23 protein-coding genes are annotated in these 26,221 nt (G+C 71.4%); 12 read left to right on the top strand and 11 right to left on the bottom strand.

Annotated elements, in window-relative coordinates; all coding sequences use genetic code 11:
* Positions 1–98: 98 nt before the first annotated feature.
* On the top strand, positions 99–1,253 hold the full coding sequence (locus tag WME76_RS13055; protein WP_437960457.1) for a serine hydrolase domain-containing protein: 1,155 nt from the start codon (positions 99–101) through the stop codon (positions 1,251–1,253).
* A gap of 361 nt (positions 1,254–1,614) precedes the next feature.
* Here the strand turns inward: WME76_RS13055 and WME76_RS13050 are convergent, their stop codons facing one another.
* Entirely contained in the window at positions 1,615–2,010 is a 396-nt protein-coding gene (locus WME76_RS13050) for a hypothetical protein (RefSeq protein ID WP_437960456.1), read from the bottom strand.
* A 213-nt stretch (positions 2,011–2,223) separates the two neighbouring features.
* Between WME76_RS13050 and WME76_RS13045 the strand changes: the two genes are divergently transcribed.
* The 7 genes from WME76_RS13045 to WME76_RS13015 all read left to right on the top strand — a co-directional run bounded on the left by WME76_RS13045 (position 2,224) and on the right by WME76_RS13015 (position 10,473).
* On the top strand, positions 2,224–2,763 hold the full coding sequence (locus WME76_RS13045; protein ID WP_437960455.1) for a hypothetical protein: 540 nt from the start codon (positions 2,224–2,226) through the stop codon (positions 2,761–2,763).
* The gene (locus tag WME76_RS13040) at positions 2,760–3,710 is read left to right on the top strand and encodes an HTTM domain-containing protein (protein WP_437960454.1); all 951 of its coding nucleotides are present in this window, start codon (positions 2,760–2,762) and stop codon (positions 3,708–3,710) included. The genes WME76_RS13045 and WME76_RS13040 overlap by 4 nt, the downstream gene beginning before the upstream one ends.
* 48 nt (positions 3,711–3,758) lie before the next feature.
* Positions 3,759–4,442, top strand: coding sequence for a potassium channel family protein (locus WME76_RS13035; protein ID WP_437960453.1), 684 nt, complete (start codon positions 3,759–3,761; stop codon positions 4,440–4,442).
* 189 nt (positions 4,443–4,631) lie between these two features.
* Positions 4,632–7,400 carry a TonB-dependent receptor domain-containing protein gene (locus WME76_RS13030; RefSeq protein ID WP_437960452.1) on the top strand — a complete coding sequence of 923 codons (2,769 nt, stop codon included), beginning with the start codon at positions 4,632–4,634 and terminating at the stop codon, positions 7,398–7,400.
* Positions 7,400–8,527: a hypothetical protein gene (locus WME76_RS13025; protein ID WP_437960451.1), complete on the top strand. Its 1,128-nt coding sequence runs from the start codon at positions 7,400–7,402 to the stop codon at positions 8,525–8,527. The genes WME76_RS13030 and WME76_RS13025 overlap by 1 nt, the downstream gene beginning before the upstream one ends.
* Positions 8,528–8,633: 106 nt before the next feature.
* Positions 8,634–9,716, top strand: coding sequence for a TRAFAC clade GTPase domain-containing protein (locus WME76_RS13020; protein WP_437960450.1), 1,083 nt, complete (start codon positions 8,634–8,636; stop codon positions 9,714–9,716).
* A gap of 19 nt (positions 9,717–9,735) precedes the next feature.
* Positions 9,736–10,473, top strand: coding sequence for a hypothetical protein (locus WME76_RS13015; protein ID WP_437960449.1), 738 nt, complete (start codon positions 9,736–9,738; stop codon positions 10,471–10,473).
* A 229-nt stretch (positions 10,474–10,702) separates the two neighbouring features.
* Here the strand turns inward: WME76_RS13015 and ltrA are convergent, their stop codons facing one another.
* The 4 genes from ltrA to WME76_RS12995 all read right to left on the bottom strand — a co-directional run bounded on the left by ltrA (position 10,703) and on the right by WME76_RS12995 (position 14,067).
* The gene (ltrA, locus tag WME76_RS13010) at positions 10,703–12,058 is read right to left on the bottom strand and encodes a group II intron reverse transcriptase/maturase (RefSeq protein WP_437960448.1); all 1,356 of its coding nucleotides are present in this window, start codon (positions 12,056–12,058) and stop codon (positions 10,703–10,705) included.
* Positions 12,059–12,192: 134 nt separating this feature from the next.
* On the bottom strand, positions 12,193–12,363 hold the full coding sequence (locus tag WME76_RS13005; RefSeq protein ID WP_437960447.1) for a hypothetical protein: 171 nt from the start codon (positions 12,361–12,363) through the stop codon (positions 12,193–12,195).
* Between the two features lie 335 nt (positions 12,364–12,698).
* Positions 12,699–13,076 carry a GxxExxY protein gene (locus tag WME76_RS13000; RefSeq protein ID WP_437960446.1) on the bottom strand — a complete coding sequence of 126 codons (378 nt, stop codon included), beginning with the start codon at positions 13,074–13,076 and terminating at the stop codon, positions 12,699–12,701.
* 94 nt (positions 13,077–13,170) lie between these two features.
* Positions 13,171–14,067, bottom strand: a complete 897-nt coding sequence (locus WME76_RS12995) for an ATP-grasp domain-containing protein (protein ID WP_437960445.1) — start codon at positions 14,065–14,067, stop codon at positions 13,171–13,173.
* A 147-nt stretch (positions 14,068–14,214) separates the two neighbouring features.
* On the opposite strand from WME76_RS12995, the gene WME76_RS12990 reads away from it, so the two are divergent.
* Positions 14,215–15,075, top strand: coding sequence for an SDR family NAD(P)-dependent oxidoreductase (locus tag WME76_RS12990; RefSeq protein WP_437960444.1), 861 nt, complete (start codon positions 14,215–14,217; stop codon positions 15,073–15,075).
* A gap of 249 nt (positions 15,076–15,324) precedes the next feature.
* On the opposite strand, the gene WME76_RS12985 is transcribed toward WME76_RS12990, so the two are convergent.
* Together WME76_RS12985 and WME76_RS12980 are read right to left on the bottom strand one after the other, a co-directional pair.
* Positions 15,325–16,566 (bottom strand): hypothetical protein, encoded by a 1,242-nt coding sequence (locus tag WME76_RS12985; RefSeq protein WP_437960443.1) that lies wholly within the window; start codon positions 16,564–16,566, stop codon positions 15,325–15,327.
* A 312-nt stretch (positions 16,567–16,878) separates the two neighbouring features.
* A complete protein-coding gene (locus WME76_RS12980; RefSeq protein ID WP_437960442.1) occupies positions 16,879–17,790 on the bottom strand; it encodes a LysR family transcriptional regulator in 912 nt (303 codons plus the stop codon).
* A 118-nt stretch (positions 17,791–17,908) separates the two neighbouring features.
* Between WME76_RS12980 and WME76_RS12975 the strand changes: the two genes are divergently transcribed.
* Entirely contained in the window at positions 17,909–18,679 is a 771-nt protein-coding gene (locus tag WME76_RS12975) for an SDR family NAD(P)-dependent oxidoreductase (RefSeq protein ID WP_437960441.1), read from the top strand.
* Between the two features lie 334 nt (positions 18,680–19,013).
* Positions 19,014–19,967 carry a class I SAM-dependent methyltransferase gene (locus WME76_RS12970; protein WP_437960440.1) on the top strand — a complete coding sequence of 318 codons (954 nt, stop codon included), beginning with the start codon at positions 19,014–19,016 and terminating at the stop codon, positions 19,965–19,967.
* A gap of 15 nt (positions 19,968–19,982) precedes the next feature.
* On the opposite strand, the gene WME76_RS12965 is transcribed toward WME76_RS12970, so the two are convergent.
* Positions 19,983–21,137: a glycosyltransferase family 2 protein gene (locus WME76_RS12965; protein WP_437960439.1), complete on the bottom strand. Its 1,155-nt coding sequence runs from the start codon at positions 21,135–21,137 to the stop codon at positions 19,983–19,985.
* Between the two features lie 200 nt (positions 21,138–21,337).
* Between WME76_RS12965 and WME76_RS12960 the strand changes: the two genes are divergently transcribed.
* Positions 21,338–22,648 carry a glycosyltransferase family 4 protein gene (locus WME76_RS12960; RefSeq protein ID WP_437960438.1) on the top strand — a complete coding sequence of 437 codons (1,311 nt, stop codon included), beginning with the start codon at positions 21,338–21,340 and terminating at the stop codon, positions 22,646–22,648.
* Here the strand turns inward: WME76_RS12960 and WME76_RS12955 are convergent.
* The 3 genes from WME76_RS12955 to WME76_RS12945 are packed head-to-tail and all read right to left on the bottom strand — an operon-like array spanning position 22,606 to position 26,183.
* A complete protein-coding gene (locus WME76_RS12955; RefSeq protein WP_437960437.1) occupies positions 22,606–23,991 on the bottom strand; it encodes an O-antigen ligase family protein in 1,386 nt (461 codons plus the stop codon). The two genes, WME76_RS12960 and WME76_RS12955, sit on opposite strands and share 43 nt — an antisense overlap.
* Before the next feature lie 49 nt (positions 23,992–24,040).
* The gene (locus WME76_RS12950) at positions 24,041–25,456 is read right to left on the bottom strand and encodes a hypothetical protein (protein ID WP_437960436.1); all 1,416 of its coding nucleotides are present in this window, start codon (positions 25,454–25,456) and stop codon (positions 24,041–24,043) included.
* 13 nt (positions 25,457–25,469) lie between these two features.
* The gene (locus tag WME76_RS12945; RefSeq protein ID WP_437960435.1) at positions 25,470–26,183 is read right to left on the bottom strand and encodes a sugar transferase; all 714 of its coding nucleotides are present in this window, start codon (positions 26,181–26,183) and stop codon (positions 25,470–25,472) included.
* Positions 26,184–26,221: the final 38 nt, after the last annotated feature.

Raw genomic sequence — 26,221 nt, 5'->3', positions numbered from 1 at the left:
TCGTGCCCTTCCGGGTCACGTCGCCCCGGCGCGGTGGGCGCAACGTGCGCGGGGGTCCGGAGATCTGCTCGATGCGTCATGTCCTTCACCGTCTTGCCTTGGTAGCCTGTCCGGTCTTCTCGTCGCTCGCCGGGTGTGGGGCCGACCCCGCCGGCCCCACGGAGACGGCCGCGAGCGTCGACGGGGACCACGGCGGTCGGCCCGGGGAGTCAGCGGGCCCGGAAGGCGCCGTGGCCTGCGCCCCGCTCGCCGCCCGGCTCCAGGCGGCGCTCGACGCCGCGGTCGACGCGCAGGGGCTCCCCGGCGCTGCCGCGGCCGTGGACCTCGGGGGCTGCTCGTTTCGAGGCGCGGCGGGGGTGGCGAACATCGAGCCGGAGACGCCGATGAAGCCAGGAGATCTCTTCCGCGCGGGGAGCATCACCAAGACGTTCGTCTCGACGCTGGTGCTGATGCTCCGCGCCGAAGGCGCGCTCTCGCTCGACGACGCCGTATCGGCGCACGTGGCGGGCGTCCCCCGCGGCGAGCGGATCACGATCCGGCAGCTCCTGAATCATACAAGCGGCCTGTTCAACTACACGGACACCGACGCGTTCCTGAGCGCCGTCGAGGCCGACCCGACCCGCGCGTGGACGCCCGAGGAGCTCATCGCCTTCTCCGCCGCAGAGCCGCCGTATTTCGAGCCGGGCCGGGGCTTCGCGTACTCCAACACGAACTACATCGTCGCTGGCTGCCTCGTCGAGGCGGTCTCCGGAAAGCGTGTCGTGGAGCTGCTGCGCGCGCGCATCCTCGAGCCCGCCGGCCTCGCCAGCACGTACCTCGACGGCGCCGAGCCCGCGGTGCCCGGGCTCGTGCACGGCTACGGGTCGTACGGCGGCGAGCTCGTCGACACGACTGCCGCCGTGGACCCGTCGTCCGCGTGGACCTCGGGTGGCCTGGTGTCGAACACGGAGGACCTCACCACCTTCTTCGTCCGGCTCCTCGACGGCGGGCTGCTCGGCCCGGCCGAGCTCGCGGAGATGACCACCTGGGTCGGCGCCCTGCCGGCGGACGCGCGGGGTTACGGGCTCGGGCTCGCCCGGCGCGCATCGCCGGTCGGGGCGACCTACGGCCATGGCGGCAGCATGTGGGGCTTCGTGTCCGCGTCGTACCGCGCCGTCGAGCGCGACGCCGCCATCACCGTGCTCGTCAACCACGAGGAAGGCGACGTCGAGACGATCGTCGATGATCTGTTGCGCGTCCTGCAGGCGCCTTGAGGCGATCGCCGCGCTCGACGAAGATCCGACCTTCCACCAGGAGATCCGCGCGAGCCCGCCCGGCCAGGTTCGCCTCGTCGTGGCCTTTTTGTGGATTCACCGCACAGCGCCGTGAGAAATTCCCTCAGTTGGCAGCCCTTTTCAGAGGAGAAATTCAACAGGGAGGCGGGGAGGCGGGGAGTATTTTGAAGATTTTCCTCCCCGCCTCCCCGCCTCCCTGTGAATTTTCCGAAGAATTCGAGGGGAGTCCTCAGTACAGCTCCTGCACACCGAGGAGCGATCACCCATGGTTTCTGCCGCCGAATCGGCGATGTCGTGGCTTACCGTGGGGTTGTGACAGCGCCGCTGTCACCCCATGTTCCTACCAGATCGGCGTACCGCTTGCATCGCGAGGCTCCACGGCCCCCTCGTTGGGAGCCGACCTTGGAAGGAGTCGACGATGAAGTTTGTGGAGCTGATCATAACCCTGGGAGCATGCTCCGTGGCGCTCGGTGGCGCCCAGTTCACCGCTGCAGCCGCCACCAGGCCCGTGGAGGATCTCGCGCTGGTGGAGGAGGTGCCGGTGCCGGTCTCGGCCGAGTTGATGAGTGATCGCCAATCGCATCATGGCCACCACGGCCATCACGGTCACCATGGCCATCACGGCCACCATGGCCATCACGGTCACCATGGCCATCACGGTCACCATGGCCATCACGGTCACCACGGCCATCACGGTCACCATGGCCATCACGGTCATCACGGCCACTGGTTCCACGGGCGATCGTTCTCCGCAGCGGCTTCGTACGGGGCGCTGCCGACGCCTGTCGTGCTCCTGGCCGAGCACCGCTGACGCTCGTCCCGCGGACCGGCGACGCAGGATGAGGGACCCGGGCGACCGGCTGTCCTTCATCCTCGGCGCCGGAGCTCACCGGCCGGCGCGCGGCCGTCAGAAGCCGGTGTGAGAGGGGGAACGATGGGGAGAGAGGCGATGGTCCGGTGGCGAGCGCTCGTGGTCCTGGCCGCAGCCGCGGGGCACCTCGGCCTGGTGATCGTCCTGGGAGCGTTCCCGATCGACCTGGGCTGCGGGAGCTGGCTGGCGGACGCGCTGGCCTCGTACGGCACGGTCTCCGGCGCCGACAGCGGGTATGCCTTCTTCGCTCCCGCCGTCGCCTCGCCCCCCTCGGCGACGTTCGAGATCGTGGACGCGACGGGGGCGGCGACCACGGATCACGTCAAGCCCGGGACGAGCTCCGAGGCGGACCTGCGCGCCGGGAACATCGTCGGGAGGTTCTGGCTTCAGGGCGATCAGGCGCTGAAGCGCTCGATCGCCGCGTCCTGGGCCGGGAAGATGTTCGCCAGGCACCCCGGCGCCGTCAGCGTGGTCGTGCGCGTGGAGGAATGCGAGGTCGCCCCGATGCACGCATACCGTCAGGGAGACGGGTTCAGGTGTCGCTGGCATTACCAGGCGAAGTTCGTTCCCCAGGCGACGGCGCGCGCCGCGAAGCAGGCAGTCCGGGAGGCGCCATGAGCGGGCACGCCGCGCTTCGCCTCGCGGGTCGGGCGGCGCTGGAGCGCGCATGGCAGGCGATCGATCGCTTCGCGTTCGCGCCCGCGTCGGCCGTGCCCCTCGCGGCGCTGCGGATCGGGCTCGCGTCGGTGCTCCTTCTCCAGGCCGCGATGGTCGCTCCGGTGTTCCTCGATCTCTACGGGCGGTCTGGCTTCCTCCAGGGGCCGCTCAGCGACATGATGGCCCGGAGTCACCTTCTCCGCGTCGGCTGGCTCATCGACGGCCTCGCCCCGCTGGGCATCGGCGAGGCAGCCCTCCTCAGGGGCACCGGCGCGCTCTACGCGCTCGCCCTCGTCGCGCTCCTCCTCGGGTGGCGGGCGAGGGCCGCGGCCGCGATGGCCTGGCTCACCCACCTGATCCTGATGATGGCGGCGGAGAGCACGAGCTACGGCGCGGACAGCTACGCCCACATCTTCCTCTTCTATCTCCTGTGGATGCCCTCGGGAGCCGCGCTGTCGCTGGACCGCTGGCTCGATCGCGCGCCCGTCGACCCGCCGGCGACAACGCGGCTGTCGCTGCGCGTCGTCCAGGTGCACCTCTGCATCTCCTACCTCGCGAGCGGGCTCCACAAGGCGTCCGGCGAGCAGTGGTGGAACGGCGAGGCGATCTGGCGCTCGGTCATGCTGCCCGAGTATCGCCAGGTCGATTTCTCCTGGCTCGCCCACGACCCCTGGATCCCGACGGTCGCCGGCTGGCTCGTGATCCTGGTCGAGGCCGGCTACGCGTTCTTCATCTGGCCGCGGCGCACCCGCCGGATCTGGGTGGCGGCCACGGTGGCGCTGCACGTCGGCATCGCGATCTTCATGGGGCTCGTCGTGTTCGGCGCCCTCATGGCGGTGCTCACGATCGCGGCCTTCGGGGTGAGCGCGGAGCCGCGCGGATCGGTGGCGCTGGGCGCGCATCCGTGAGAGGGTCACCGCCCTGCGCCGCAGCGGAGCGGCGCGCGACATGAGGCCATGAAATCGAAGAGCGTCCTTGTCATCGGGCTCGGCCGGTTCGGCACCTCCATCGTGGAGACCCTCTGGAAGAACCGGGCCGAGGTGATCGCGGTCGACAACAACCCCGAGGCCGTCGACGCGGTGAAGGACAAGACCTCGGCCGCGTTCGTCGGCGACGCCACCGTCCACAAGGTGCTCGAGGGGATCGGCGCGCAGTACGTGGAGACCGCGATCGTGACCTTCGGCGAGCACTTCGAGCCGTCGGTGCTCTGCGTGGCCTCCCTGGTCCGGATGGGCGTGCGCGAGATCATCGCCCGCGCCGCCACCGACCGCCAGGCCGACATCCTGCGCGCCGTCGGCGCGACCCGCGTCATCCAGATCGAGACAGAGATGGGCCGCCGCGTCGGCGCCGACATCACCACCCCGCTCGCCCAGGACCTGCTCGACCTCGCCAGCCACTACCGCGTGGTCCCCTGGAGCGCCCACGGGCCGCTCGTCGGGCAGACGCTCGCGGGCTCGAAGATCCGCCAGCGCTACCGGATCAACGTGCTCGGCGTGCGGCCGCACACGAGCAAGCTGCCCGCCGACAAGCCGCGCCTCGAGGCGCCCACGCCGGACTACGTGATCCGCGACGGCGACACGCTGCTGCTCGTCGGCGACAGCGACGACGTGAGCCGCTTCGTGGCCGAGGTCGGGGGCTGATCGCCGACGCTGGACCCCCGGAGATCGCCGCACCGGCGGCGCGGCGAGGCCGCACACATCACCGCAGACGCGCGCCCGTGAAGCGCGACCGCGAAGCGCGGTACGCTGGAGCCGTACGCTGAACGAAGCACGCTCCGGCCTCGCGACGCATCTTCTCGCCTCGCGCCCGTCATGCGACAGGGGCGGCGCATGCGTTCCACAGCGTCCTCTGCGATGCGCCTCCTCGTCTCCGAAGCGCTGCTGCTCGCGGTCGCCCTCACCGGCAGCGCGGCGCGCGCGCAGCCGGCCGGCGCGCCTCCGGCGGAGCCTCCGCCCGCCGACGGGGACCCGGGCGGCGCCTCGGTCCCCCGCGGCGGCGCGGGCGCGGTCATCGTCCCCGAGCCGGGCACGCCCCAGCCGCCGCCCGCCGCCGCCTCCGAGCCGAAGCTCGTCACGTACTCTCCGCCCGCGTACCCCGAGGAGGCCCAGCGCGCCGGCGTCCAGGGGAGCGTCATCCTCAAGCTCGACATCGACCGCACCGGGCGCGTGACCAAGGCCGAGGTCGCGACGCCGGGCGGACACGGGTTCGACGAGGCCGCGCTCGCCGCCGCGCCCGGCCTCGTGTTCGAGCCGGCGCGGCGCCCGGACGGCACGCCGGCGCCGTCCCGGATCCTCTACCGCTACGCGTTCACGCTCACGCCGAAGCCCGCCGAGGCGGCCGCGCCAGCGCCCCCGGCCGACGTCGAGACCGTGGTCGGGACGGTCATGGCCGCGGGCACCGGCGAGCCGCTCCCGGACGTCGCGGTCAGCCTCCTGCGCCCCGACGGCGGCCGCGAGGAGGCGAAGACCGACCAGCAGGGCAAGTTCCGCTTCAAGAACCTCCCGCCCGGCAAGTACCGCGTCGAGGTCGCCGCCGTGGGGTTCGCGCCGTTCGCGGCCGACGAGGAGATCGCGGCCGGCGAGGCGATCGAGGTGCGCTACCGCATCTCGCTCGCGGCGCCGAAGGACGGCAAGGCGCCGGCGGGCCTCGAGGTGACCGTCGAGGGGGAGCGCCCGCCGCGCGAGGTGACCCGGAGGACGCTCGAGCGCCGCGAGATCGACCGCATCCCCGGCACCGGCGGCGACGCGCTGCGATCGCTGCAGAGCCTCCCCGGCGTCGCGCGCAGCGGCTTCGGGCTGCTCATCGTGCGCGGGTCCGCGCCCCAGGACACGCTCACGTTCATCGACCGCACCCCGGTGCCGATCATCTACCACTTCGGCGGTCTCTCCTCGGTCGTCCCGACCGAGATGCTCGAGAAGATCGACTTCTACCCGGGCAACTTCAGCGCCGTGTACGGCCGCGCCATGGGCGGCATCGTCGACGTCGGGCTCCGCTCGCCGAAGCAGGACGGCAAGTACCACGGCGTCGTCCAGCTCGACCTCATCGACGGGCGCGTGCTCCTCGAGGGGCCCGTCCCGTTCCTGAAGGACTGGACGTTCATCGCCGCAGGCCGGCGGAGCTGGGTCGACGCGTGGCTCGGGCCCGTGCTCAAGGAGGCGGGCTCCAGCGTCACGCAGGCGCCCGTCTATTACGACTACCAGTTCGTCCTCGAGGGCCGCCCCTCGCCGGCCGAGCGCGTGCGCGCGAGCTTCTACGGTTCGGACGACGGCTTCGAGATCACGCTGGACAACCCGCCCGAGGACGAGCCGGCGCTGACGGGCGACTTCGGGTTCCACACGGCGTTCCAGCGCCTGCAGCTCAGCTACGAGAACCGCCTTGGGAGCCGCGATCGCATCCTCTGGTCGCTCGCCCTCGGCCGGGACGTCGTCGACTTCCAGGCAACTCCCCTCGCCTTCAACATCACCTCGAAGTCGCTCGACCTCCGGCTGGAGCTGTCGCACCGGTTCGCGCGGTACCTCACGATGAACGTCGGGACCGACCTCACCAGCGGCGTGGCCACGGTCAACGTGCGCGCGCCGGCGCAGTCGCCCGCCGGCCACCCGTCGAACCAGCCGTTCTCGCTCGCCCCGTTCCAGGACCAGTCGTTCGACGGCGTGTACTCCCGGCCGGCCGCCTACGCCGAATTCGAGGTCATCCCCTCGCCGCGCGCGCGGATCGTCCCCGGGGTGCGGCTCGACTACGCGCTCGACACGCGCACGTTCGACGTGAGCCCGCGGCTCAACGGGCGCTACGACGTCCGGAGCGACTTCCCGCGGACGACGGTCAAGGGCGGCGTGGGGCTCTATCACCAGGCGCCCCAGTTCCAGGAGACGATCGAGCCGTTCGGCACCGCGGGGCTCAAGTCGAACCGCGCTGTCCATTACGGCCTCGGCGTGGAGCAGGAGATCACGAAGCAGATCAACGTGACGGTCGAGGGGTTCTACAAGGCGCTCGATCGGCTGGTGGTCTTCTCGCCGGAGAAGGAAGGCTACGCCAACGACGGCACCGGCTACGCGGTCGGCGGCGAGGTGCTCCTGAAGTACAAGCCCGACGAGCGCTTCTTCGGCTGGGCGGCCTACACCCTCTCCCGGTCGATGCGCACCGACGGCCCCGGCGAGGAGGAGACCCCCATGCCGTTCGATCAGCCCCACGTCCTGACCGTGCTCGGGAGCCTTCGGCTCGGCCGCGGCTGGGAGCTCGGCGCGCGCTTCCGCCTCGTGTCGGGCAACCTGCAGACGCCCTATGTCTGCGATCCGGAGGAGAAGGGGTGCAATCCGAACCGGGTCAACGCGGTCTACCACGCGTCCTCGGCGCGCTACTCGCCGTTCCCGCTCGGGGGCGAGTACAGCGAGCGGATGCCGCTCTTTCACCAGCTCGACATCCGCGCCGACAAGACGTGGCGATTCAAGACGTGGCAGCTCGGGCTCTACCTCGACGTGCAGAACGTCTACAACCACCAGGCCGCGGAGGGCATCAGCTACAACTTCAACTACTCGAAGCGGGAGTACGTGACGGGGCTCCCCTTCCTGCCCACGCTCGGCCTGCGAGGAGACTTCTGATGAACCGGACCCGACTGCCCGCGCGCCGCGCGCTGCTCGTCGCGCTCTCGACCCTGGCCCTGGGCGTCCCCTGCTGCGCGGGGGCCGACTTCGCGCCCTCGTCCGAGGTGGAGGGGCTCCGCGTCCTCGCGGTGACGGCGGACAAGCCCTACGCGGCGGCGCCGCTCGGCGACGGCGTGACGTTCGAGATGACCTACGCCGACGCGCCCGGCGAAGGCGCGGGCCCGCGGCCGGTCGAGATCACGTGGCTCGGCGGCTGCGTGAACCCGCCGATCGGCATCGACGAGCACATCGGGTGTCTGCCGCAGCTCCTCGGCGCGGCGGCGGCGTTCGCCCCCGGCGGCGGGGCGGAGAACGAGGAGACGGAAGGCGCGCCGAGGCTCTTCGATCGGGACGACATGAAGGCGGAGGAGAGCGGCGAGCGTGGCAAGGCCAGGTTCAAGATGGTCCTGCCCGACGACATCTTCGAGGGCGCGCGGCCCACCGAGACGGGGAGCTTCGAGGCGACGGCCTACGTGTTCTTCGCCGTGTGCGCCGGCACGACGCGCGTGGCGTCATCGCCGCTCGCCGCCGGGTTTCCGCTGGAGTGCGTCGGCGAGGACGGGGCGGTGCTCGGCGCGGACAGCTTCGTCGTGGGCTACACGCAGGTCTATGTGTTCGCGGATCGGCGCCGCAACGAGAACCCGCCGATCACGGACCTCACGGTGAAGCGCGGGGACAGCGAGCTCGAGAAGGACGAGGACGGTTTGCCCGTCGTGCAGCGGTGCGCTCTTCCGGACGAGCCCCAGCAGGCCCAGGGATGCAGCCCGCCGGCGACGGGAGCCGACGACTGCACGACCTACGACATCGACGCGATCGTGGGGGACGTCGCCGAGGAGGACGTCGAGGTTGCCGGGCTCGGCGGGCCGCCCGTGCGCGAGGCGATCTGGGTCGACTACTACACCGACGGGGGCGGGTTCGACGGCGCCAGGCGGCTCGTGAGCGACACGACGCGAGGCTTCATCGCGGACCACGGCACGACGTGGACGCCGCCCTCGGAGGCGGGGGTCGTGTCGCTGTGGGCGGTGGTCCACGACACGCGGGGCGGATCGAGCGTCTTCCGCCGCCAGGTGCGGGTGGCGGAGTAGCGCGAGCGTCGCGGCGGCGGCGGCCGGGCGGGCTCCGTGGGAGCGCGGGCCGGCGCCGCGCGGGGAGCGCTTGTGCCGGGGCGCGCGCTCCCGTATCGCACCCGCCATGCCGCCCCTCGATCTGCACGTCGCCGTGTTCGGCGCCTCCGGCGCCGGCAAGACGGTCCTCCTCGCGGCCTTTTACCGGGCGCAGACCCAGCCCTCGTTCCAGCAGGAGTACGCGTACAAGATCCAGGCGGTCAACAAGGCGCAGGGCAACCGGCTCCTCGGGCGCTTCTATCGCCTCGAGGAGGGCACGTTCCCGGACGGCAGCACGCGCTTCGACGAGATCGAGTTCGACTTCTTCCCGCGGGACCTGCCGGAGCCGGCGGTCCGCATCCACTGGTACGATTACCCCGGGCGCTGGTGGGAGGAAGAGCCGGTCGACGCGGACGAGCGCGAGGCGATGCGCCAGGGCCTGCTCCGGCTGGGCATGAGCCAGGTGGGCATCCTGCTCGCGGACGGCGCGAAGTACCGGAGCGAGGGCACCGGGTACATCCGGTGGCTCTTCGAGCACTTCGCGGACGAGTGCGATCGGCTGCGCCGGACGAGCGCCGCCGCGGGCGAGGAGGTGAGCTTCCCGCGCGAGTGGATCCTCGCCCTCAGCAAGGCCGACCTGTTCCCGCCGGAGTACAGCGCGAGGGACTTCGAGCGCGAGGTCTGCCGCGACGCCGACGATCAGCTCGCGAAGCTCTGCGCCGTGCTCCGCGCCGAGCACGCGTTCGGGCACCGCTTCATGCTGCTCTCGTCCGTCGCCGCCCCGCCCGACGCGCAGGTCGACCCGAGGACGTCGCTCGGCGTGCGCACCCTCGCCCCCGCCGTCCTGGTGAGCACGGTCGAGGGCGCGGTCCGCGAGGCGCAGGCCTCGCGCAAGGAGAAGTCGGCCAAGGAGACGTTTTTCCAGGGCCTGCGCGATCTCATGCAGTTCGTCGATTCCGTGGATGACTTCCTGCCGAAGCGGTACCAGATCGTGAGCAAGATCCTGAGGTTCGTCTCGATCAAGGATTTCGCGAGCACCCGGGTCGATCGGCTGAAGAAGGCGCGGGAGGACGCGATCCGGAGGGGCGACACGTTCAAGGCGGTCCTGACCGGCATGGTGGCGGCCCTGCGCGACGACGAGGGGCTGCGGGCCTACCATCAGAACCAGTAGGGCCGTTATGCTCGCGCCCGTGCCCGCCCCCGCCCGCACCGTCGAGACATCGCGCCTGCTCTGGAGGACGCGCGGCGAGCACTGGGATTACGAGTTCATCTGCGTGCCCGAGATCCCGGCGCTCCCCGCCTGGCTCACAACGCTCGAGGCGATGCTCGGCGACGCCGACGCGGGCGCCGGAGAGCTCCGCTATGGCCTGCTCGAGGTCGACGGGCGCGGGCGGGAGGCGCCGCGCGCGTTCGCCTACGTGGCGGCGCGGTTCCTCGATCCGGCGCGGAGGGACTGGACGGGGCGGAGGGTTCAGCACTTCGCGGTCTGGTTCCCGCCGATCCCGCCGGAGGAGGTCGAGGCGCTGCCTGCGGCGGTCCCGGCGGACTGGCATCTTCGCGTGCTCGACGGGCTCGCGGCGACGTACGGGTCCAGCGAGGTGTTCGGGCTGCCCGAGGAGGCGATCCGCGCCTGGAAGCGGAGCCATCAGGAGAGCCGGGCGGCGAGCGCGATGGCGCTCGTGAAGCGCACGCCGCCGGTGGCGCTGCTCGAGGGGGAGGCGGCGTCGTCGGACCAGGAGGCGCGGTGGAAGAGGGGGGCGACGATAAAAAAAAAGTCCCCTGAGCCGGCGAGGGAGGTGAGCCTGGTCGTGGCGGGGGGGAGGCGCGGCGGAGTGCGCCGGGGGTTCGGGTGCTTCACGGCGCTCGTGATGATGCTGGTCGCGGTCCATCAATTGATGGCGTGCGGGGCGGCGGTTCACCTGGGCTGAGCCCTCGGCGCGGTGTTCACGGAGATAAGCGTGGAAGCCGCTGGTTGGTCCTCTACTCCGGACCTTGGTCCCTGAAGCAGCAGCCGCCCCTGTCTACTCGCAGTGGAAACCAGAATTCAACGCAAAGACGCAAAGACGCTCGGGTAGCCCTGGGGGATTACTCCCCCAGGGCCCCCACAGATCCGGACGTGCGGGACTACCGCATCCGGCTCTTCGGAACATGGGTTCGCTACGCGGGTGAGTACGGCCTCGCGACCCGGGCAGGTGGGAGGGGGTAACGTTTCAGCAGCGTGTGCCTGCGGTCCCAGTCGATCCGCGCTCTCTGAGAGCGACGACCGAGCCACTTGCACCAGATGCCGACGACCTGCTCACGGAAGCGGCTGATCGCCTCGGAGTTCCCCGTGATGCCGAAGTACCCGAAGTGACCTCGCAGCTTCTGCGCGAGCGAGCGCTGCTGCTCCCCGATCGCCTGGTGCCGATGCTGCCGACACCACGCCGCGACCCGCTTCAGCGCGCGGCGGAAGCGATCGGAGGCGGTCTTCTGCTTGACCACCCACCGGCCTCGACGAGACAGGCCCCAGTAGTGGGTGAAGCCCAGCAGATCGAACGTCTTCGAGCCACGATCCGGTCGATCCTCCGGGGGAGGCCGCTGGTCGGGCCGACGAAAGTCGATGAGCCGGGTCTTGTCCGGGTGGAGCGCAAGGCCGTACTTGCCGAACCTCTCTGGCAGCACGGCCAAGACGCGACGAGCGTCTTCCTCGTGCGAGAACGCCAGGACGAAGTCGTCCGCGTACCGGATGAGAAACGCGCGGCCTCGCAGCCGCGGCTTCACCTCCTGCTCGAACCACACGTCCAGCACCTCGTGCAGGTAGACGTTCGACAGCAGCGGCGAGATCACGCCGCCCTGAGGCGAGCCAGATTCCGGGAAGGACACGGCCCCGGATTCCAGCACGCCCGCATGCAACCACTTGCCGATGAGCCGCAGCAGCACCCCATCGCGCACCCTTCGACGAAGGATCTCCTGGAGGTGGCCATGGTCGAGGGTGTCGAAGAACTTCCGGATGTCGACCTCCAGGACCCAGCCGCCGCCCATGTGCATCACCTGGTCGCGGAACGCTTGCAGCGCTTGATGCGCCGAGCGCTCCCGCCGGAAGCCGTACGAGCCGTGTAGAAAGTCCTGCTCGTAGATCGCCTCCAGCACCATGACGACCGCGCGCTGCAGGACCTTGTCTTCGAAGGTCGGGATGCCGATCGGCCGCGTCTGCGACCCGTCCCCCTTCGGGATGAGGACCCGCCTCACGGGCGGCGCGCGGTACGTGCCGGACTTCGCGCGTTCGAGCAGCGACCGGAGGTTGTCCTCCAGATGCGCCGCGTACTCGTCCGCGGTCTGCCCGTCCACGCCTGCGGCGCCGTCCTTGCGCGTGCGACGGTACGCCTCGCGCAGCCACTCGACGTCGATGTGGTGCGCGAGCGTCGTGAACGCCATGCCAGGCGCTTCCCTCGCCAGCTTCGCTATCCGCTCGAGTTTCGTGGAGATGGTCGGGGAGCCCGGTGTCTCCTTCATCTTTCCCTCCAGCAGCTCCATGTCCCGGCACCCCCTTCGCTCCACGGGGTCCCTCGGGACGGTTCCCCCGCTTCAGCTACTACGAGGTGCTCGGACGCCTCGTCACCCTTCCCGCCTCGCTTCGTTCCCTTCGCTCGGCGGTACCGCGCCCGCCGCTACGGCGGGCTCTTCTTGGCGGAGGCGACGGGGCCTCCCAGGTTCCTGGGGAACCCTTGCGTGCACGCCCTGGTCTCCGACCCCGGGGGGTCCAGCGCGCCGAGCCCTTCGCCGCACGCGGCGTTCCAGCGCGCCGGTGTTGCCTTCCGCTCCTTTGACAGCTTGGGCACCCACCTAACATTGCATTTCGAGGCTCAATACAAGGCTTTCACGCTCGCTGTCTACGCTTCGCAGCCCGGGGTCTACCCTCCGGACCACGCAAGACTCGCTTCCGGCTGGGGGCTAGCCTTGGCCGGGGAGGTCCGCAGGACCTCCATGGGTTCCATCGCAAGGTTTCAGCTTTCTACATGAGCTTCCCCCTCACCCAGGCTTTGCCTGGCGCACCAAAGGCGCAAAGGCGCAAAGGCGCAAAGGCGCAAAGGCACAAAGGCACAAAGGCGCAAAGGCGCAAAGGCGCAAAGGCGCAAAGGCGCAAAGGCACAACAGGTAAGGGAGAGAGCGGAAGTCATTCCTGCAACCCGTTGACTACGCGATGGATGCCCTGCCGCACTCTCACCTCGCCGAAGTTGATAACAATCGCGAGCCTGAGGCCCGAGAGTCGCAGGGAAGTGAGGGCCTGCGCTTCGAACACTCTGTTGTGCGCTACCGTGGCTTTGCATTCGACGATGACTCGATCGCCCACGAGCAAATCGAGTCGCATGTCCGACGCAAGGCGCCTTCCCTTGTACACGAGCGGCACCGCCTTCTGGCGCACCACCGTGAGCCCTCGTGACTCAAGCTCGAAGGCAAGGGCCTCTTCGTAGACTGTTTCGAGCAGCCCAGGGCCTCCAAGGCTACGATGCACCTCGATCGCCGCGTCGACGACGATCTTGGCTATCGTCATTCTCGGTCATTGCCTCTCCGTCGTTTTGCGCCTTTGCGCCTTTGCGCCTTTGCGTTGAATTCTGGCAAGTTCGCGTCCGCCGGTCTCGCGGAGATCAGCCGAGGCGCGCGGCGAGCACCTGGTAGAACGCGCGACGATCCGCGTGGTCCGGCAAGCCCGAGACCTGTCCGTCACCCACCTCGATGACCGTCCAGCCGCCGTGGAGGAGCTCGGCGACATCCAGCGTGAAGAACCGGCTCCTCACGCGCGCCGCGAGCGCGCGCAGATCGGGCAGCGGCGCCGTCTCCGCTGCGTACTCGGCCTCGTCCCAGTAGCGCAGCGAGGCGATCGGCTCGCCGTCGAGGAAGAAGATCCGGTGCTCGCGGGCGAGCGGCATCCCGCTCTTCGGGTGCCGCCCCGCCGGCGCGAGCTCGACGAACTCACGAAAGACGAGGCCGCCCTCGAGATCGCTGCCCTGGAGCTCGAGGAAGCGGCGCACCACGCGCTCGACCGCGGCGCGATCGGAGGCCGCAGGGATGAAGCACGCCTCGGCCCACTCATGCTTTCTCGACTTCACGAAGTCCTTCAGCAGGACAGGGCCGTCGCCGAAGGGGCCGAGGACGGTCATCACGTCGTCCATCGCGATGTCGCCCTGAACCGGGAGCCAGACCGAACGGGGCGTGTGCCCTTCGAGCGCGGGGTACCAGCCCGGGAGGTGGTGGCCTCGCGCGTAGGCGTCGGGATCGTTGACGAGGCGCACGCCGCGGGCAGCGAGGGCGCCGTGCAGGTCCGCGTACACGCCGGGCCGGAGCATCCAGCCACGGTAGACAGCGTCCCGGCCCTGCGCCTCCGGCACGCGGCGGACGGCCGCGCGGCGGTCGCCGGCGACGAGCGCCTCGTAGTCGATGAGCCCGATGTCGAGGCCAAGGCCACGGGCGGCGTCCGCCTCGCTGGCGAACGCGCCGTCGGGCTGGCGAGGGGCGAGCGGGTCGGAGCAGAAGAGAAGGATCATCGAGCTCTCTCGCGGGATGGGGACGAGCGGCCGGCGTCGGGCGGCGACCGACGTCGGAGACGGTGGCTGAGCGCGCCGACGCCCTTTACACTCGCCGCGGCCGTCGCGCCACCACGGCGCGGCCGCAACGCATGACGGAGATCCCCAGTGAATGACCACCCCGCATTGACGCCCGGCCGCGTGGCCGTGGTGACCGGCGCGGCGAGCGGCATCGGCCTCGCCGCCGCGAGCCGCTTCGCGCGCATGGGCCTGAAGGTCTGCCTCGCCGACCTCGACGGGCCGGCGCTCCACGAGGCCGCCGCGAGCGTGGCCGCCGTCGCGGCCGGCGGTAAGGACGACGTGCGGGCGGTGCCCACCGACGTCGCCCGGCTCGAGGACGTGCAGCGCCTCAAGCAGGTCGCCTACGACGCGTTCGGCGAGGTCGCGGTCCTGATGAACAACGCCGGTATCGGCAACGGCGCCAAGCCGTGGAAGGACCACGAGCGCTGGCGGCGCCTCATCGAGGTCAACCTCTGGGGCGTGATCAACGGCGTGCAGGCGTTCACCGAGGCGATGCTCGCGCAAGGCACCCCCTGCGCCATCGTCAACACGGGATCGAAGCAGGGCATCACCACCCCGCCGGGCGACGCCGCCTACAACGTCAGCAAGGCCGGCGTGAAGGTGCTGACCGAACAGCTCGCTCACGAGCTCCGCAGCGTCCCCGGCTGCAAGATCAGCGCGCACCTCCTGGTCCCGGGCTACACGTTCACCGGGATGACCGCGCGAGGCCCGGAGAAGCCCGCCGAGGCCTGGACCGCAGATCAGGTCATCGACCTGATGATCGACAGCATGGGCCGGGGCGACTTCTACATCCTCTGCCCCGACAACGCGGTGACCCGCGAGATCGACGAGCGCCGCATCCAGTGGGCGGCCGACGATCTGATCCGGAATCGACCCGCGCTATCGCGCTGGCACCCGGACCACGCAGAAGCGTTCGCGGCCTTCATGGCCGGCGCGGCGAAGCGCTGACCCTGAGCGCGGGCTGCCGACTCCACGAGCCCACCGGCGCGCCTTCCCCCCCCGCCAGCACGCCCTGGCACCTACCAGAGCGACAACCGATTGAAATGGCGGAGAAGACGCCAGAATTCAACGCAAAGGCGCCAAGGCGCCAAGGCGCAAGAATAATATCTCGTTTTTTGCGCCTTTGCGCCTTTGCGCCTTTGCGCCTTGGCGTTGATCTCCGGGCTTCCTCGTCGTCGGTGTTCTAGCGCTTAGCAATCATTGCATCGGCGCAGGCGCAGGCGCCGCGTCCGGTGCGGGCGCAGGCGCCGCGTCCGGTGCGGGCGCAGGCGCAGGCGCCGCGTCCGGTGCGGGCGCAGGCGCCGCTTCCGGTGCGGGCGCAGGCGTCGGCGCGGGCTCCGGGGCCGGCGCGGGCTCCGCCTTGGTTGGCACCGGCTTGCAGGGCACGCAGGGCGGCAACTCTGGCACCTTCGAGCCCGCGGCATAGGAGAGCGTGAGCAGGATGTTATTCTGCACCTGCCAGGCGTCGATGAGCTGCGGCTGGCGCACGACATGGAGCTGGTAATCGAGGGACGCCCACTCCACGAGCTTGAAGGAGAGCCCCCCGGCGATGTCGACGTTCATGAGGTCCAGCGCGCCGCGCTCGTCGCCTGCGTCCAGAGCCGAATACACGATCGGCAAGAGGGCGGCGATGCCGGCCCTGTACGCGATCTGCTTGTCACGGAGCGTGCCCGAGGCCTCGATGACAGCCTCGGCGCCGAGCTGGGCATAGCTCGAGAGCTCGCTCACCTCGACCTCGGGCGTCCCGTCGTCATCCCCCAGGGCGAGCACGCCCGACGCAATGACCTCCTGCGCGCCAGCGCCGACGCGCGCCTCTACAAGGACGGACTCCCGATTGACAGGCTGGACGAAGACGCCGAGCGACTCCTTGAGCGTCACGGGCTGGAACGGATCGCTCAGGTGAAGGCGCGTCCCGGTGATCGCCTCTGTCGTCCCCTCCGCGCGCGTGATCGCGTAGGTCGTCGGCGCCGAGCGCGCGTCGCTGCCAGGGAACATCTGCGTATCGAGAGCGAAGCGACCGAACGGCCCGAACCAGGGCACGACGTGGTAGAGGTAAATAGCCTCGAGTGCGAGCGCGTCGCGCGTCTTGACCCAGGCATCCAGGGCCGGCGTGCGCGTCACGCCAGCGCCGGCCGCGAGCGTCATGCGGAGCTCGCTGGCGACCCTGTTGAAGTCCAGGGAGCCCTCCAGAATGAAGCCTGCGGATACGCCCGTCCCGTCTGTCTGCCCGACGACGCTGCGATTATCGGCCAGGTTGAACGTGCCGCCGAGGAGCAGCCCCGGTGACCAGCCCTCCACGCGCCCCGGATCGGTCGCGGGCGCGTCGACGTACGTGGTCTCCACGGAGGGCGCCGACTGCGCAGAAGCTCCGCGAGCGAGGAGACTGGCCACGACGCACGCCGAGGCCACGAGCCCGAAGCGTTCTTGATAGATTTTCATGGGGATACCCTGGGCGATTGTGCTGAATCAGGTACAAACACGGGGGGGCTATAGCACAGAGAGCGTTCGACGAGGGTCGAACGTGACAATCTTCAGGAGAGATCGGCGCTGTCGAGCAAACGGCTGCGTTTCACGTGAGCTCACCTCGCCCGGGCCTGCGATCACGGTTGAGGTCGCTCCGCGTAGGGCGCCGCCTTACTCCACGCCCTGGCGCCCGCTGACAGGTCAGATATCCAAGGTTCCCCTCCGACGGATGGGGTCAACGACATGCCTCTGCGACTGGCAACGGAACAGCGGCCTGTCGCCGCGCGATCAGACGTCGTTCGCGCCGAGGTGCGGAGAGAGCACCTCGGTGATCCAGCTCATCACCGCGCGCACGCGGCGCGGCACGCTCCTGCCGTGCGTGTGGAGGAGCGAGACCGGCATGGGCGCGCACGTGAGGGCGGGCAGGACCTCGACGAGCGCGCCCGCGGTGATGCTCTCGAGCATCCCCACCCGCGGCGCCTGGATGATGCCGAGGCCCGCCACGCACGCCGCGCGGTAGGCGTCGGCGCTGTTGACCGTCACCGCGCTGCGCATCGGCCGCTCGCGGTAGCCGCCGTCGTGGGGGTACTCGAACGACGGCGCCTCGGCGCCCAGCGTCGACGAGTAATGCACGATGAGGTGCCGATCGAGATCCTCGAGCCGGCGGGGCGTGCCGTGCTTGCGCAGGTACGCCGGGCTCGCGCAGTTCATCATCCGCAGGACGCCGAGCCTGCGGCCCACGAGCTCCGCATCGCCCGGGGGGCCGATGCGCACGACGCAGTCGAACCCCTCGCGCAGCGGCTCCACACGGCGATCGGTCGTGCTGAGGACCACCTCGAGCTCGGGGTGGCGCGCGAGCAGCTCGGGCAGGCGCGGGATGATGACGTCGCGCGCGAAGTTCACCGGGAGATCGATCCGCACGCGCCCGCGCAGGGCCCTCGCCGCCTGGAACATCCCGCCGATGTCGTCGGCCTCGAGCACGAGGCGCCGCGCCCGCGGGAGGAGCGCCTCCCCGTCCGGCGTGAGGCGAACGACGCGCGTCGAGCGCTGGAGGAGCCGGCTGCCGAGCTCCGCCTCGAGGGCCTTCAGCCGCAGCGACACGCGCGCCTTGGGCATGCCGAGGTGCTCGCCGGCTCGCGTGAAGCTCTCGAGCTCCGCCACCTTCACGAAGATCTTCAGCGACTCGAGGTCGACGCTCATTGTCTCGCCTGTCGAAACAGTGTGTCGGATCTCCCGGTCCTTCTCAACCGGGAACGGCGCGCTATTCATCAGCGCAGACAGCGGCGAGCGGCCGCGTCACCCGCGAAAGGAACTGACCATGAGCACATCGAAGCGCAACCCCGTCGCCCTCATCACCGGTGGAAACCGCGGCCTGGGAAAGAGCATGGCGCTCCACCTCGCCGATCGCGGCGTGGGCGTCGTCATCACCTACCGCAGCAACGCGGCCGAGGCGACGGACGTGGTGAAGCAGATCGAGGCCAAGGGGGGCAAGGCGGCGGCCCTCGCGCTCGACGTCGGCGACGTCCGCGGCTTCGACGCGTTCGCCGGGGCCGTGAAGGCGGAGCTCGCCGGCCGCTTCGGGCGCGACCGCCTCGATTACCTGGTGAACAACGCCGGTATCGGCGCCCACGCGAGCTTCGCCGAGACGACGGAGGAGCAGTTCGACGCCCTCATGAACGTCCACCTGAAGGGGACGTTCTTCCTCACGCAGAAGCTCCTGCCGCTCATCGCGGACGGGGGGCGGATCCTCAACGTCTCGTCGGGGCTCGCGCGGTTCACCTTCCCCGGGTACGCCGCGTACGCGGCGATGAAGGGCGGCATCGAGGTGCTCACCCGCTACCTGGCGAAGGAGCTCGGACCGCGGAAGATCACGGTCAACGTCCTCGCGCCGGGCGCGATCGAGACCGACTTCGGGGGCGGCGCCGTGCGCGACAACGCCGAGCTCAACAGGATGATCGCCGCCCAGACCGCCCTCGGCCGCGTCGGCCTCCCCGACGACATCGGCGGCGCGGTCGCGCTGCTCCTCTCGCCCGAGAGCCGCTGGATCAACGGCCAGCGCATCGAGGCCTCCGGCGGCATGTTTCTCTGAGGCGCGCCCCGGACCGGGCGACGCAAGCGCCTCGCCTGCGTCGCCCGGTCCGGGCGTGTCGTCTTCGTCCACTTTGTAAATAGTCGCCAAGAACATCCGCTGAACATCGAACATCGATCCTGAGCCCGCTACACCACCGCTCGACGCGGTCAAGCAGCACTTCACGAGGAGCCTCGAGCGCGGGCGGCCCTGGTCGCTCTCCGGGTGTCACCGCAAACCCGGCTGCCGACGGGCGCCGGGTCGTGGTACGGCACGGCCATGACCTCCGCGCTCGGCGCCCCTCGCCGGCTCCGCTCGAGCGCTGAACAGGCGATCGTGCGCCGAGAGGAGAGCCATGCTGGAACGCATCTGGGAACGTCACCGCGCCGGCGGGCTCGACGCAGCGGCGGCCGCCGCGGAGGCGCCGTCGCCGGAGGACCTCTGCTACCTCGCGATGCTGGCGTTCTCCGACGAGCGCTATCCGGACGCGGCGGCCTTCGCCGCCCGCGCCGCGCAGGCCTCTCCGGGGGACGCGCTGTTCCAGGCGGCCGCGGCGCACCTGGCGCGGGTCGCCCGGGAGGGGAAGCGCAATGTCTATGTGTCCGCCGAGGGATTCGCCGCCTTCATCCGCGGGGGCGGCAACGTGCCGCTCTACCAGGAGACGAGCGCGGCGCTGGCCAGCCAGTACCCGGAGGCGGCGTTCGATCTGCTCGATATCGGCGCCGGCGATGGAATGGCGCTGCTGCCCGCGCTGACGCCGGCCGTGCGGCGGGTGACGGTGGTGGAGCCGGCGGCGCCGCTGCTCGAGCGGTGCGCCGCGGCGCTCTCGGCGCGAGGCGTCGCCTTCGAGGCGTTCGGCGGGCGGCTGCAGGACCTGGCGGCGGACCCCGGCATGGCGTCGCGGCGCTGGGCGGTGGCGCAGGCGACCTTCTGCCTGCACGCGATCGCTCCGGCCGACAGGCCGGCGCTGCTCCGCTGGGCGCGCGCGCATTGCGATGCGCTGCTCGTCGCCGAGTTCGACGCGCCGCGCATGGACGAGCCGCTCTCGCCGGACACCGCGCGGCACGTGCTGGAGCGCTACCGCGCAGGGCTCGCCGAGTACGCCGGCGCCGATCTCGACGCGGTGGCGCAGGGCTTCCTGATGCCGGTGCTCTTCGGCTACGCGGACCGCGGCGCCACCCGCACCACGTTCGAGCACCCCGTCGACGACTGGGCGGCGCTGCTGCAGGAGGCCGGCTTCGCGCACGTCGACCGCCGGCTGCTCCATCCGTACTGGTGGGCGCCGGCCTGGATGCTGGCGGCGCGCTGAACGTCGCGGCGCGGATCAGGCGATGAGCGCGCCGTCGCCCGCGGTGGCAATGTCGTTCAGGCTCGGGCTCTTCGTGTCCGGCCAGAACTCCGTGTTGCCCTGCATCAGGAAGCGATAGGCCATCGCGCTCGACACGAGCGTCACCACGAAGCCGGCGAGCGCCGCCGGCAAACAGGCCACCTTTTTCGGCCCGGGCAGCTTCATCAGCCGCTGGAATCGATACCCGAGCAGGTTCGGGAAGAGCTCCCAGAAATGGCGCGCCCCGCGGACGTGCTCGCCGATCAGCCGCTTGAGCCAGAGCGGGTCGGCGCGGTCCATCTCCCGCAGCGTCTCCGCCATCCGCTCCCGCTCGGCCGGGGAGAGCCGCCGGAGGTGGAGATCGAGCACGTGCAGCGCCGTCTGGCCGATCATCTGGCGCTTCTGGTTCCGGAGGACGTCGAGGACCGTCGCGTACGATTCGAACACGTGCGCGGCCCCGGGCGCGCGGACCACCCGCCGGACGTCCGCCTCGTGGCTCAGGAAATCGGTGCACACGAGCGCCTTGATGAAGCCGTCCTCGCAGGCAGGGAGCCCGGCGGGGAGCCAGATGTTCCGCGCGACCGCGGCGCGGATGCAGTAGAGCTGCCCCGACACCTGCGCGCCGCCGCGCGACATGGCCGACGTCGCCAGCGAGATGCGGTCGAAGATCGACTTCCTCGCCTTGAGCGCGAGATCCTTGATCGGCTCGTCCGTCGAGATGCTCGCCTCGGGGTGCTCGAGGAGCGCCTCGCACAGGCGCCACAGCGTCCCCTCCCCGTGGAGGACGATATCGCCGTCCATGAGGAGGAGCAGCTCGGCCTCGGGCGCGGAGCGCTCGTGGACGAAGACGTTCCACGCGTTGAATTTGCCCCGCTCCGGGAGGTCGAGCGCCCGCGCGACGAGCGCGTCACGCGCCGTGTGCTCCCGCGCCGCCGCGCCGAGGACCTCGGCCGCGATCCGCGGCGTCGCGTCGCTGCAGCCGTTGGCGACGCAGACGAGCTCGCACCGCTGCCCTCGCCGGGAGAGCTCGGCGAAGATCGACTGCCGCAGGATGGAGTCGAGCGTCTTGCGAATGACGTCCGCCTCGTTCCAGACGAGCACTCCGATGGACACGAGCACCGGACGTGAGCTCGGCGCTCGTTTTTCCGGCATGCGTTGCATGTTGCCCCATCGTGGATCGAACCCGGCAGATGTCAAAGACATCGACGAAAACATGACTGGAAACACGATTGGAAACAAAGAAGACACGCCGACGACGAGAGTTGGATAAAAACCATGATGCGGAGAACCGCACGTGGAGATAGGCAGTCGTCGCTTGACGAGAGCGCTGCGGCGCCGACACACTCTCACGAATGCGTCTCACGCGCTCCGTCGCAGAGGCCGCGCCGCGCGTGGCCCACGTCCTCCGCAAGTACGATCCCGCGGAGTGGGGCGGGACCGAGACGCACGTGGTCGCCATCACGCGGGAGCTCTCGGCGCGCGGATGGGGCGTCGAGATCCACGCGCCGGCGGGCCCGACCGCCGCGGACCACGCGCTCGCGTCCGGCGTCGCGCTCCGTCGCTTCGACGCCTTCTGCCCCTACCTCGGCGACAGGACGTCGCTGCGGGCCCTCCGCGCCGCGGGGGGGAACATCGTGTCGCTCGAGGAGCCCCTCCGGCTCGCCCGCGACCGGAGCCTCTCGCTGGCGCACGTCCACACGAGCGGCCGTATCGCGGGCGGCGTGCGCACGGCCATGCGGCTCACCGGGCGGCCGTACGTGATCTCGGCGCACGGGCCGGTGATGGTGGACACGGCGATCCTCGCCGAGGAGTCGGCCCGGCGGCAGCGCGGCGCGTGGGACGTCGGCGGCCCCTTCGGGCTGCTCCTCGGCGCGCGGCGCGTGCTCGACGACGCGGCGCGGATCCTCGTGTTCAACGAGCCGGAGCGCGCGGCGCTCGCGGCGCGCCACGGCGATCGCGCCGTGTGCATGGACCACGGCGTCGACGCGGCCCGCTTCGCCGGCGGCGACGCCGGGCGGGCGCGCGCCCGCTGGCCGGAGCTCGGCGAGGGCCCGGTGGTCGCGCTCGTCGGGCGCATGGCGGCGCAGAAGAACCAGGCGCTCGCCGTCGCCGCCTTCGCGCGCGGGGCGCCCCCGGACCACCGGCTCGCGCTCGCCGGCGCCGAGACCGACCCCGGATACCGCGCCTCGGTCGAGCGCGAGGCGCGCGCGCTCGGCGTGGCCGATCGCGTGCACTTCCTCGGGAACGTGCGCCCCGCCGACGTGCCCGACCTGCTCGCGCGCTCGTCGCTGGTGCTGGTGCCCTCGACGCACGAGACCTTCGGGCTCGCCGTGCTCGAGGGCTGGGCCGCCGACCGCCCGGTCCTCTTCGCGCGCCGGAGCGCCCTCGCCGGCCTGGCGCAGGCGCTCGGCGGCGAGGCCGGGGCCGCGGTGCCGACGCTCGACGTCGACGCCTGGGCCGCGGCGATGGGCCGGATGCTCGCGAGCGAGCCCGACCGCCGCGCGGCCGCGGCCGCGGGCGCGGCGCTGGTGCGCGCCCGGTTCGACTGGACCCGCGTCGCCACGCGCCTCATCGCGCTCTACGCCGAGGTGATCGAGGAGGCGCGGCGCTCCCCTGCCCCTCACGCGGCGCGGCGGCGCGCCGCCGAGGGCCGCACCGGGTAGAGCGCCGCGGCCGCGCCGAGCAGGATGTACAGGGTGAAGAGCAGCGGCGTCTGGCGGTACGCCCACTCCGTGAAGCTCTGGGAGAACGCGCCGAGCAGGCCGAAGAAGGCGCCGACGCCGAAGCGCGATCGGAGCGATCGATCGCGCCGGAAGAGGAAGCTCCCGGTCATGTGGTACCAGCGCAGCCAGAGCAGCGCGAAGAGCGCGACGCCCACCCAGCCGGTCTCGCCGAGCGTGATCGCATAGAGGCTGTGCGCGGGCGCGGCCTGGGGGTCGTCGACGTGGGCGTCATTGCGGAGCGGCCGCTTCGGCGGCCTCGAGTCGGTGTCGGCGTAGGGCACGAAGTGCTGCTGCAGCAGGGGCCCGTAGCGGTTCGACACGCACCACGACCAGTTGTTGAGGCCGCAGCCGCCGGGCTCGTGCTGCACGATGAGGTTCGCCAGGTTGAGGTACGCCCCCCGGCCCTCGTACACCTTGCCGCCGTACTCGGCGCCTCCCTCGGTGAACCGCCGCTCGAAGTCGCCCGAGGTCTTGTAGGCGGCCACCCCGGCCAGGGCGAGCACGACCGCCGCGGCGGCGACCTTGCGCGCGGTGATCCTGAGCGAGCCGCACAGCGCGCCGACGCCGAGGAGCAGCGCCAGCAGGGTGACGATGCCGGTGCGCGAGATCGTGAACACCACCGCGAGCGAGCCGAGCACGGCCCCCGCGGCGCAGAGGCGCCGGAGGCGCGCGCCCTCGCTGGAGAGCGCGACCGCGAGCAGCGGCGGGACGACCATGAGGTTGTACATGGACAGGCTGTTCGGGTGCGCGAACGTCCCGTCGGCGCGCGCGTGCTTGAGGACCACGCGGCTGTGCACGGTGGCGAAGAACTCGTAGATCGCCGCGGCGCCGAGCGCCGAGACGACGATCCGGAGCTCGCGGTCGCCGCGGATGTAATGGGCCATCGCGACGAAGAGCAGGATCGCGCGCAGCATCTTCGACAGCTCGAAGAGCCCGAAGAGCTGGGGCGCCGACGTGGCCACGTTCAGCGCGTTGAACGCGAAGAACAGGAGCATGAGCGAGAGGCTCGCGGGGACCTGCGCGCCGCGGGCCGGCCGGCGGGGCTGGCTCGCGAGCAGGATCATCCAGAGGACGTCGAGCCAGCACACCTCGAAGCCGCGCGTGGTGCCGCGGTACCACTCCCGGCTGACGAAGTTGATGTCCTGGAGCTCGGGGTCGATCGTCCCCATCGTGAGGACGAAGGCGCACGCGTCGCGCAGCCATTGCCGGCGGGACGCGAGCCACGCGCCGAGCGGCACCACCGTGAGCAGCCCGGCCAGGAAGAGGTAGTGCTTCGTGTCCATGCGGCCTGGCGCTCCCGGGGACGTCAATCTCTCGGCCGACGAGGGGCCATCAGGGGATCTCGACGGCCTGCGCGCGCCGCGCGGGCGCGGCGGCGGGGCCGCGGCCGAGCGCGCAGCCGACGCAGCGGAGCGCCAGCGCCGCGTCGACGGGCCAGCTCTTCTCGCGCGCGTACCAGAGGCGCGCGCGCAGCCGCGTCTCCGCGTCGGCCTCGGGGTGCGTGAGGCCGGCGTCGATCGTGAGCAGGCCGTAGGGCACCGCGAGCGCGTCGGACAGGAGCGCGTCCGACGCGCCGTCGGGCCGGCCCTCCCTCCAGGGCGAGAGGCCGACGAGGAAGCGGCGGCCGAGCGCGACGTCCCAGAGCCGCAGGACCGCGTCGAGGAGCGCGATCCCGGTCGCGCCCTCGACGAGCGTGAGCGGGGCCGGCGGCGTGGGCACCTCGATGCGCGCCGCGGCGCCGCGCCCGAGCAGGTACGAGACCAGCGAGCCCAGCGCGCCCAGCGGCGCGAGGAGCACGAGCAGGAGGAGCGCGAGCGCGCGCGCGAGGAGCGCCGGCCCGGGCGCGCCGCCGCGCTGGCCGAGCACGAGCGGATCGTCCACGTCGAGGCGCGCGCGGTCGGAGAGGCGCACGGCGCGGTGGGGCGCGAGCTCCACGTGCGAGAAGGAGACCCCGACGCCGACGATCGTCTCGTCGTGCACGACCGCGTTGGAGAGCGCGGCGCCCGACTCGACGACCGCCTCGCGGCCGATGACCACCGAGGGGCCGACGCGCGCGCCCGCGCAGACGACCGCGCGCGCGCCGACGAAGACCGGGGGCGTGAGCTCCGCGGTCTGCGAGATCAGCGCGCCGCGCCCGGCCCACACGCCCGGCGAGCGCTCCGCGGCGTGGACGATGATCGCCCGCGGGCCGTCGGCCGGATCCGACGAGATGCGCCCGGAGAGCACCGCCGCGCTCAGCGCGAGCGCGTCGGCCTGCGACCGGACGAGCGCGCCCCAGCTCGGGCCGACGGCCTCGTCCGCGCGCGCGTCGCCCGCGTCGCCCGCGCCGAGCACGCGCACGACGGCCGCGTCGACGCGCCCGGCGACGGCCGCGGGCGGCTCGAGCCGGATCGACAGGCCGCGGGGGGCCGCGGCGGCGATCATCGGGGCGAGATCGCCGCCGCCGAGGACGGTCGCGGGGACGACGACGAGCGGGACGTCATCGGGGAAGCCGGCCCGGCGCGCGACGCCGCGCGGCGACAGCGGGGACGCGGCGAGCACGAGCGCGACGTCGGCGCCGAGCGCGTCGTGCTCGGACAGCCACGCGGCCACCGCCATGCTCGCGGCGTCGGCCCCGATCTGCACGGCGACGCGCCGGCACCTGATCTCCCGGAGCCACTGGAGCTGCCGCGACACGAGCGGCCGGCCGGCGATCGAGAAGAGACCGGCGTCGGGGCTCTCCGCGACGCGCTCGATGATCGCGTACATGCCCCCTCCTCCATCAATACGCGCCGCGGCCCGAGAGCACGGCGAGGACGGTCCTCGACAGGACGAGCACGTTGTCGATCAGGGTCGTGCGATCGATGTACTCGATGTCGAGCTCGACCTGCCGGACGAACGGCAGATCGCTGCGGCCTCGCACCTGCCAGAGGCACGTGAGACCGGGCCGCATCTCGAGGCGCCGCAGCGCGTAGGCGCTGTACCGCTCGACCTCGGACCGGATCGGCGGCCGCGGGCCCACCAGCGTCATGTCGCCGATGAGCACGTTCCAGAGCTGGGGGAGCTCGTCGACGCTGTACTTGCGGAAGACGCGCCCGACCGCCGTGACGCGCGGATCGCGGCGCATCTTGAAGCGGATGTCCTCGCCCGCGTCGGCGGTGAGCTGGGCCTTGGTCGCCTCGGCGTCGGTGCGCATGGTCCGCAGCTTGAACATCCGGAACGGGTGCCCGTGCTTGCCGATGCGCTCCTGGGCGAAGAAGACCGGCCCGCGGCTCGTCAGCCTGATCGCGGCCGCCGCGAGCCCCAGCACCGGCAGGGCGGCGACGAGCGCGATCGCGGCCACCACGATGTCCACGGCGCGACGCACGCGCGGCCGCTGCACGTGGAGCCGGAGCGCGAGGACGAGCGCCGCGCGCCGCAGCCGCGCGGCGGCCCGCTGCGCTCCGCGCTTCGGGGCTGGCATCGCGAAGTCCCACGCCGTCATCTCGATCGTCATCGCCAATCCTCCGTGAAAGGGCAGAAGGAGCCGATTTC

Origin of the sequence: Sorangium sp. So ce119, from assembly GCF_051524405.1 — a bacterium.
GTDB classification, from domain to species: Bacteria; Myxococcota_A; Polyangia; order Polyangiales; family Polyangiaceae; genus Sorangium; species Sorangium cellulosum_G.
The sequence above is the reverse complement of the archived record's forward strand: the minus strand, read 5'-3'. Positions and strand labels throughout refer to the sequence as shown.

Excerpts from the sequence above, each read along its gene's own strand:
- WME76_RS13045 (WP_437960455.1), top strand. The coding sequence starts at position 2,224 with ATGGTCCGGTGGCGAGCGCTCGTGGTCCTGGCCGCAGCCGCGGGGCAC.
- WME76_RS13040 (WP_437960454.1), top strand. The coding sequence starts at position 2,760 with ATGAGCGGGCACGCCGCGCTTCGCCTCGCGGGTCGGGCGGCGCTGGAG.
- WME76_RS13035 (WP_437960453.1), top strand. The coding sequence starts at position 3,759 with ATGAAATCGAAGAGCGTCCTTGTCATCGGGCTCGGCCGGTTCGGCACC.
- WME76_RS13030 (WP_437960452.1), top strand. The coding sequence starts at position 4,632 with ATGCGTTCCACAGCGTCCTCTGCGATGCGCCTCCTCGTCTCCGAAGCG.
- WME76_RS13025 (WP_437960451.1), top strand. The coding sequence starts at position 7,400 with ATGAACCGGACCCGACTGCCCGCGCGCCGCGCGCTGCTCGTCGCGCTC.
- WME76_RS13020 (WP_437960450.1), top strand. The coding sequence starts at position 8,634 with ATGCCGCCCCTCGATCTGCACGTCGCCGTGTTCGGCGCCTCCGGCGCC.
- ltrA (WP_437960448.1), bottom strand. The coding sequence starts at position 12,058 with ATGGAGCTGCTGGAGGGAAAGATGAAGGAGACACCGGGCTCCCCGACC.
- WME76_RS13000 (WP_437960446.1), bottom strand. The coding sequence starts at position 13,076 with ATGACGATAGCCAAGATCGTCGTCGACGCGGCGATCGAGGTGCATCGT.
- WME76_RS12995 (WP_437960445.1), bottom strand. The coding sequence starts at position 14,067 with ATGATCCTTCTCTTCTGCTCCGACCCGCTCGCCCCTCGCCAGCCCGAC.
- WME76_RS12985 (WP_437960443.1), bottom strand. The coding sequence starts at position 16,566 with ATGAAAATCTATCAAGAACGCTTCGGGCTCGTGGCCTCGGCGTGCGTC.
- WME76_RS12980 (WP_437960442.1), bottom strand. The coding sequence starts at position 17,790 with ATGAGCGTCGACCTCGAGTCGCTGAAGATCTTCGTGAAGGTGGCGGAG.
- WME76_RS12975 (WP_437960441.1), top strand. The coding sequence starts at position 17,909 with ATGAGCACATCGAAGCGCAACCCCGTCGCCCTCATCACCGGTGGAAAC.
- WME76_RS12970 (WP_437960440.1), top strand. The coding sequence starts at position 19,014 with ATGCTGGAACGCATCTGGGAACGTCACCGCGCCGGCGGGCTCGACGCA.
- WME76_RS12965 (WP_437960439.1), bottom strand. The coding sequence starts at position 21,137 with ATGCCGGAAAAACGAGCGCCGAGCTCACGTCCGGTGCTCGTGTCCATC.
- WME76_RS12960 (WP_437960438.1), top strand. The coding sequence starts at position 21,338 with ATGCGTCTCACGCGCTCCGTCGCAGAGGCCGCGCCGCGCGTGGCCCAC.
- WME76_RS12955 (WP_437960437.1), bottom strand. The coding sequence starts at position 23,991 with ATGGACACGAAGCACTACCTCTTCCTGGCCGGGCTGCTCACGGTGGTG.
- WME76_RS12950 (WP_437960436.1), bottom strand. The coding sequence starts at position 25,456 with ATGTACGCGATCATCGAGCGCGTCGCGGAGAGCCCCGACGCCGGTCTC.
- WME76_RS12945 (WP_437960435.1), bottom strand. The coding sequence starts at position 26,183 with ATGACGATCGAGATGACGGCGTGGGACTTCGCGATGCCAGCCCCGAAG.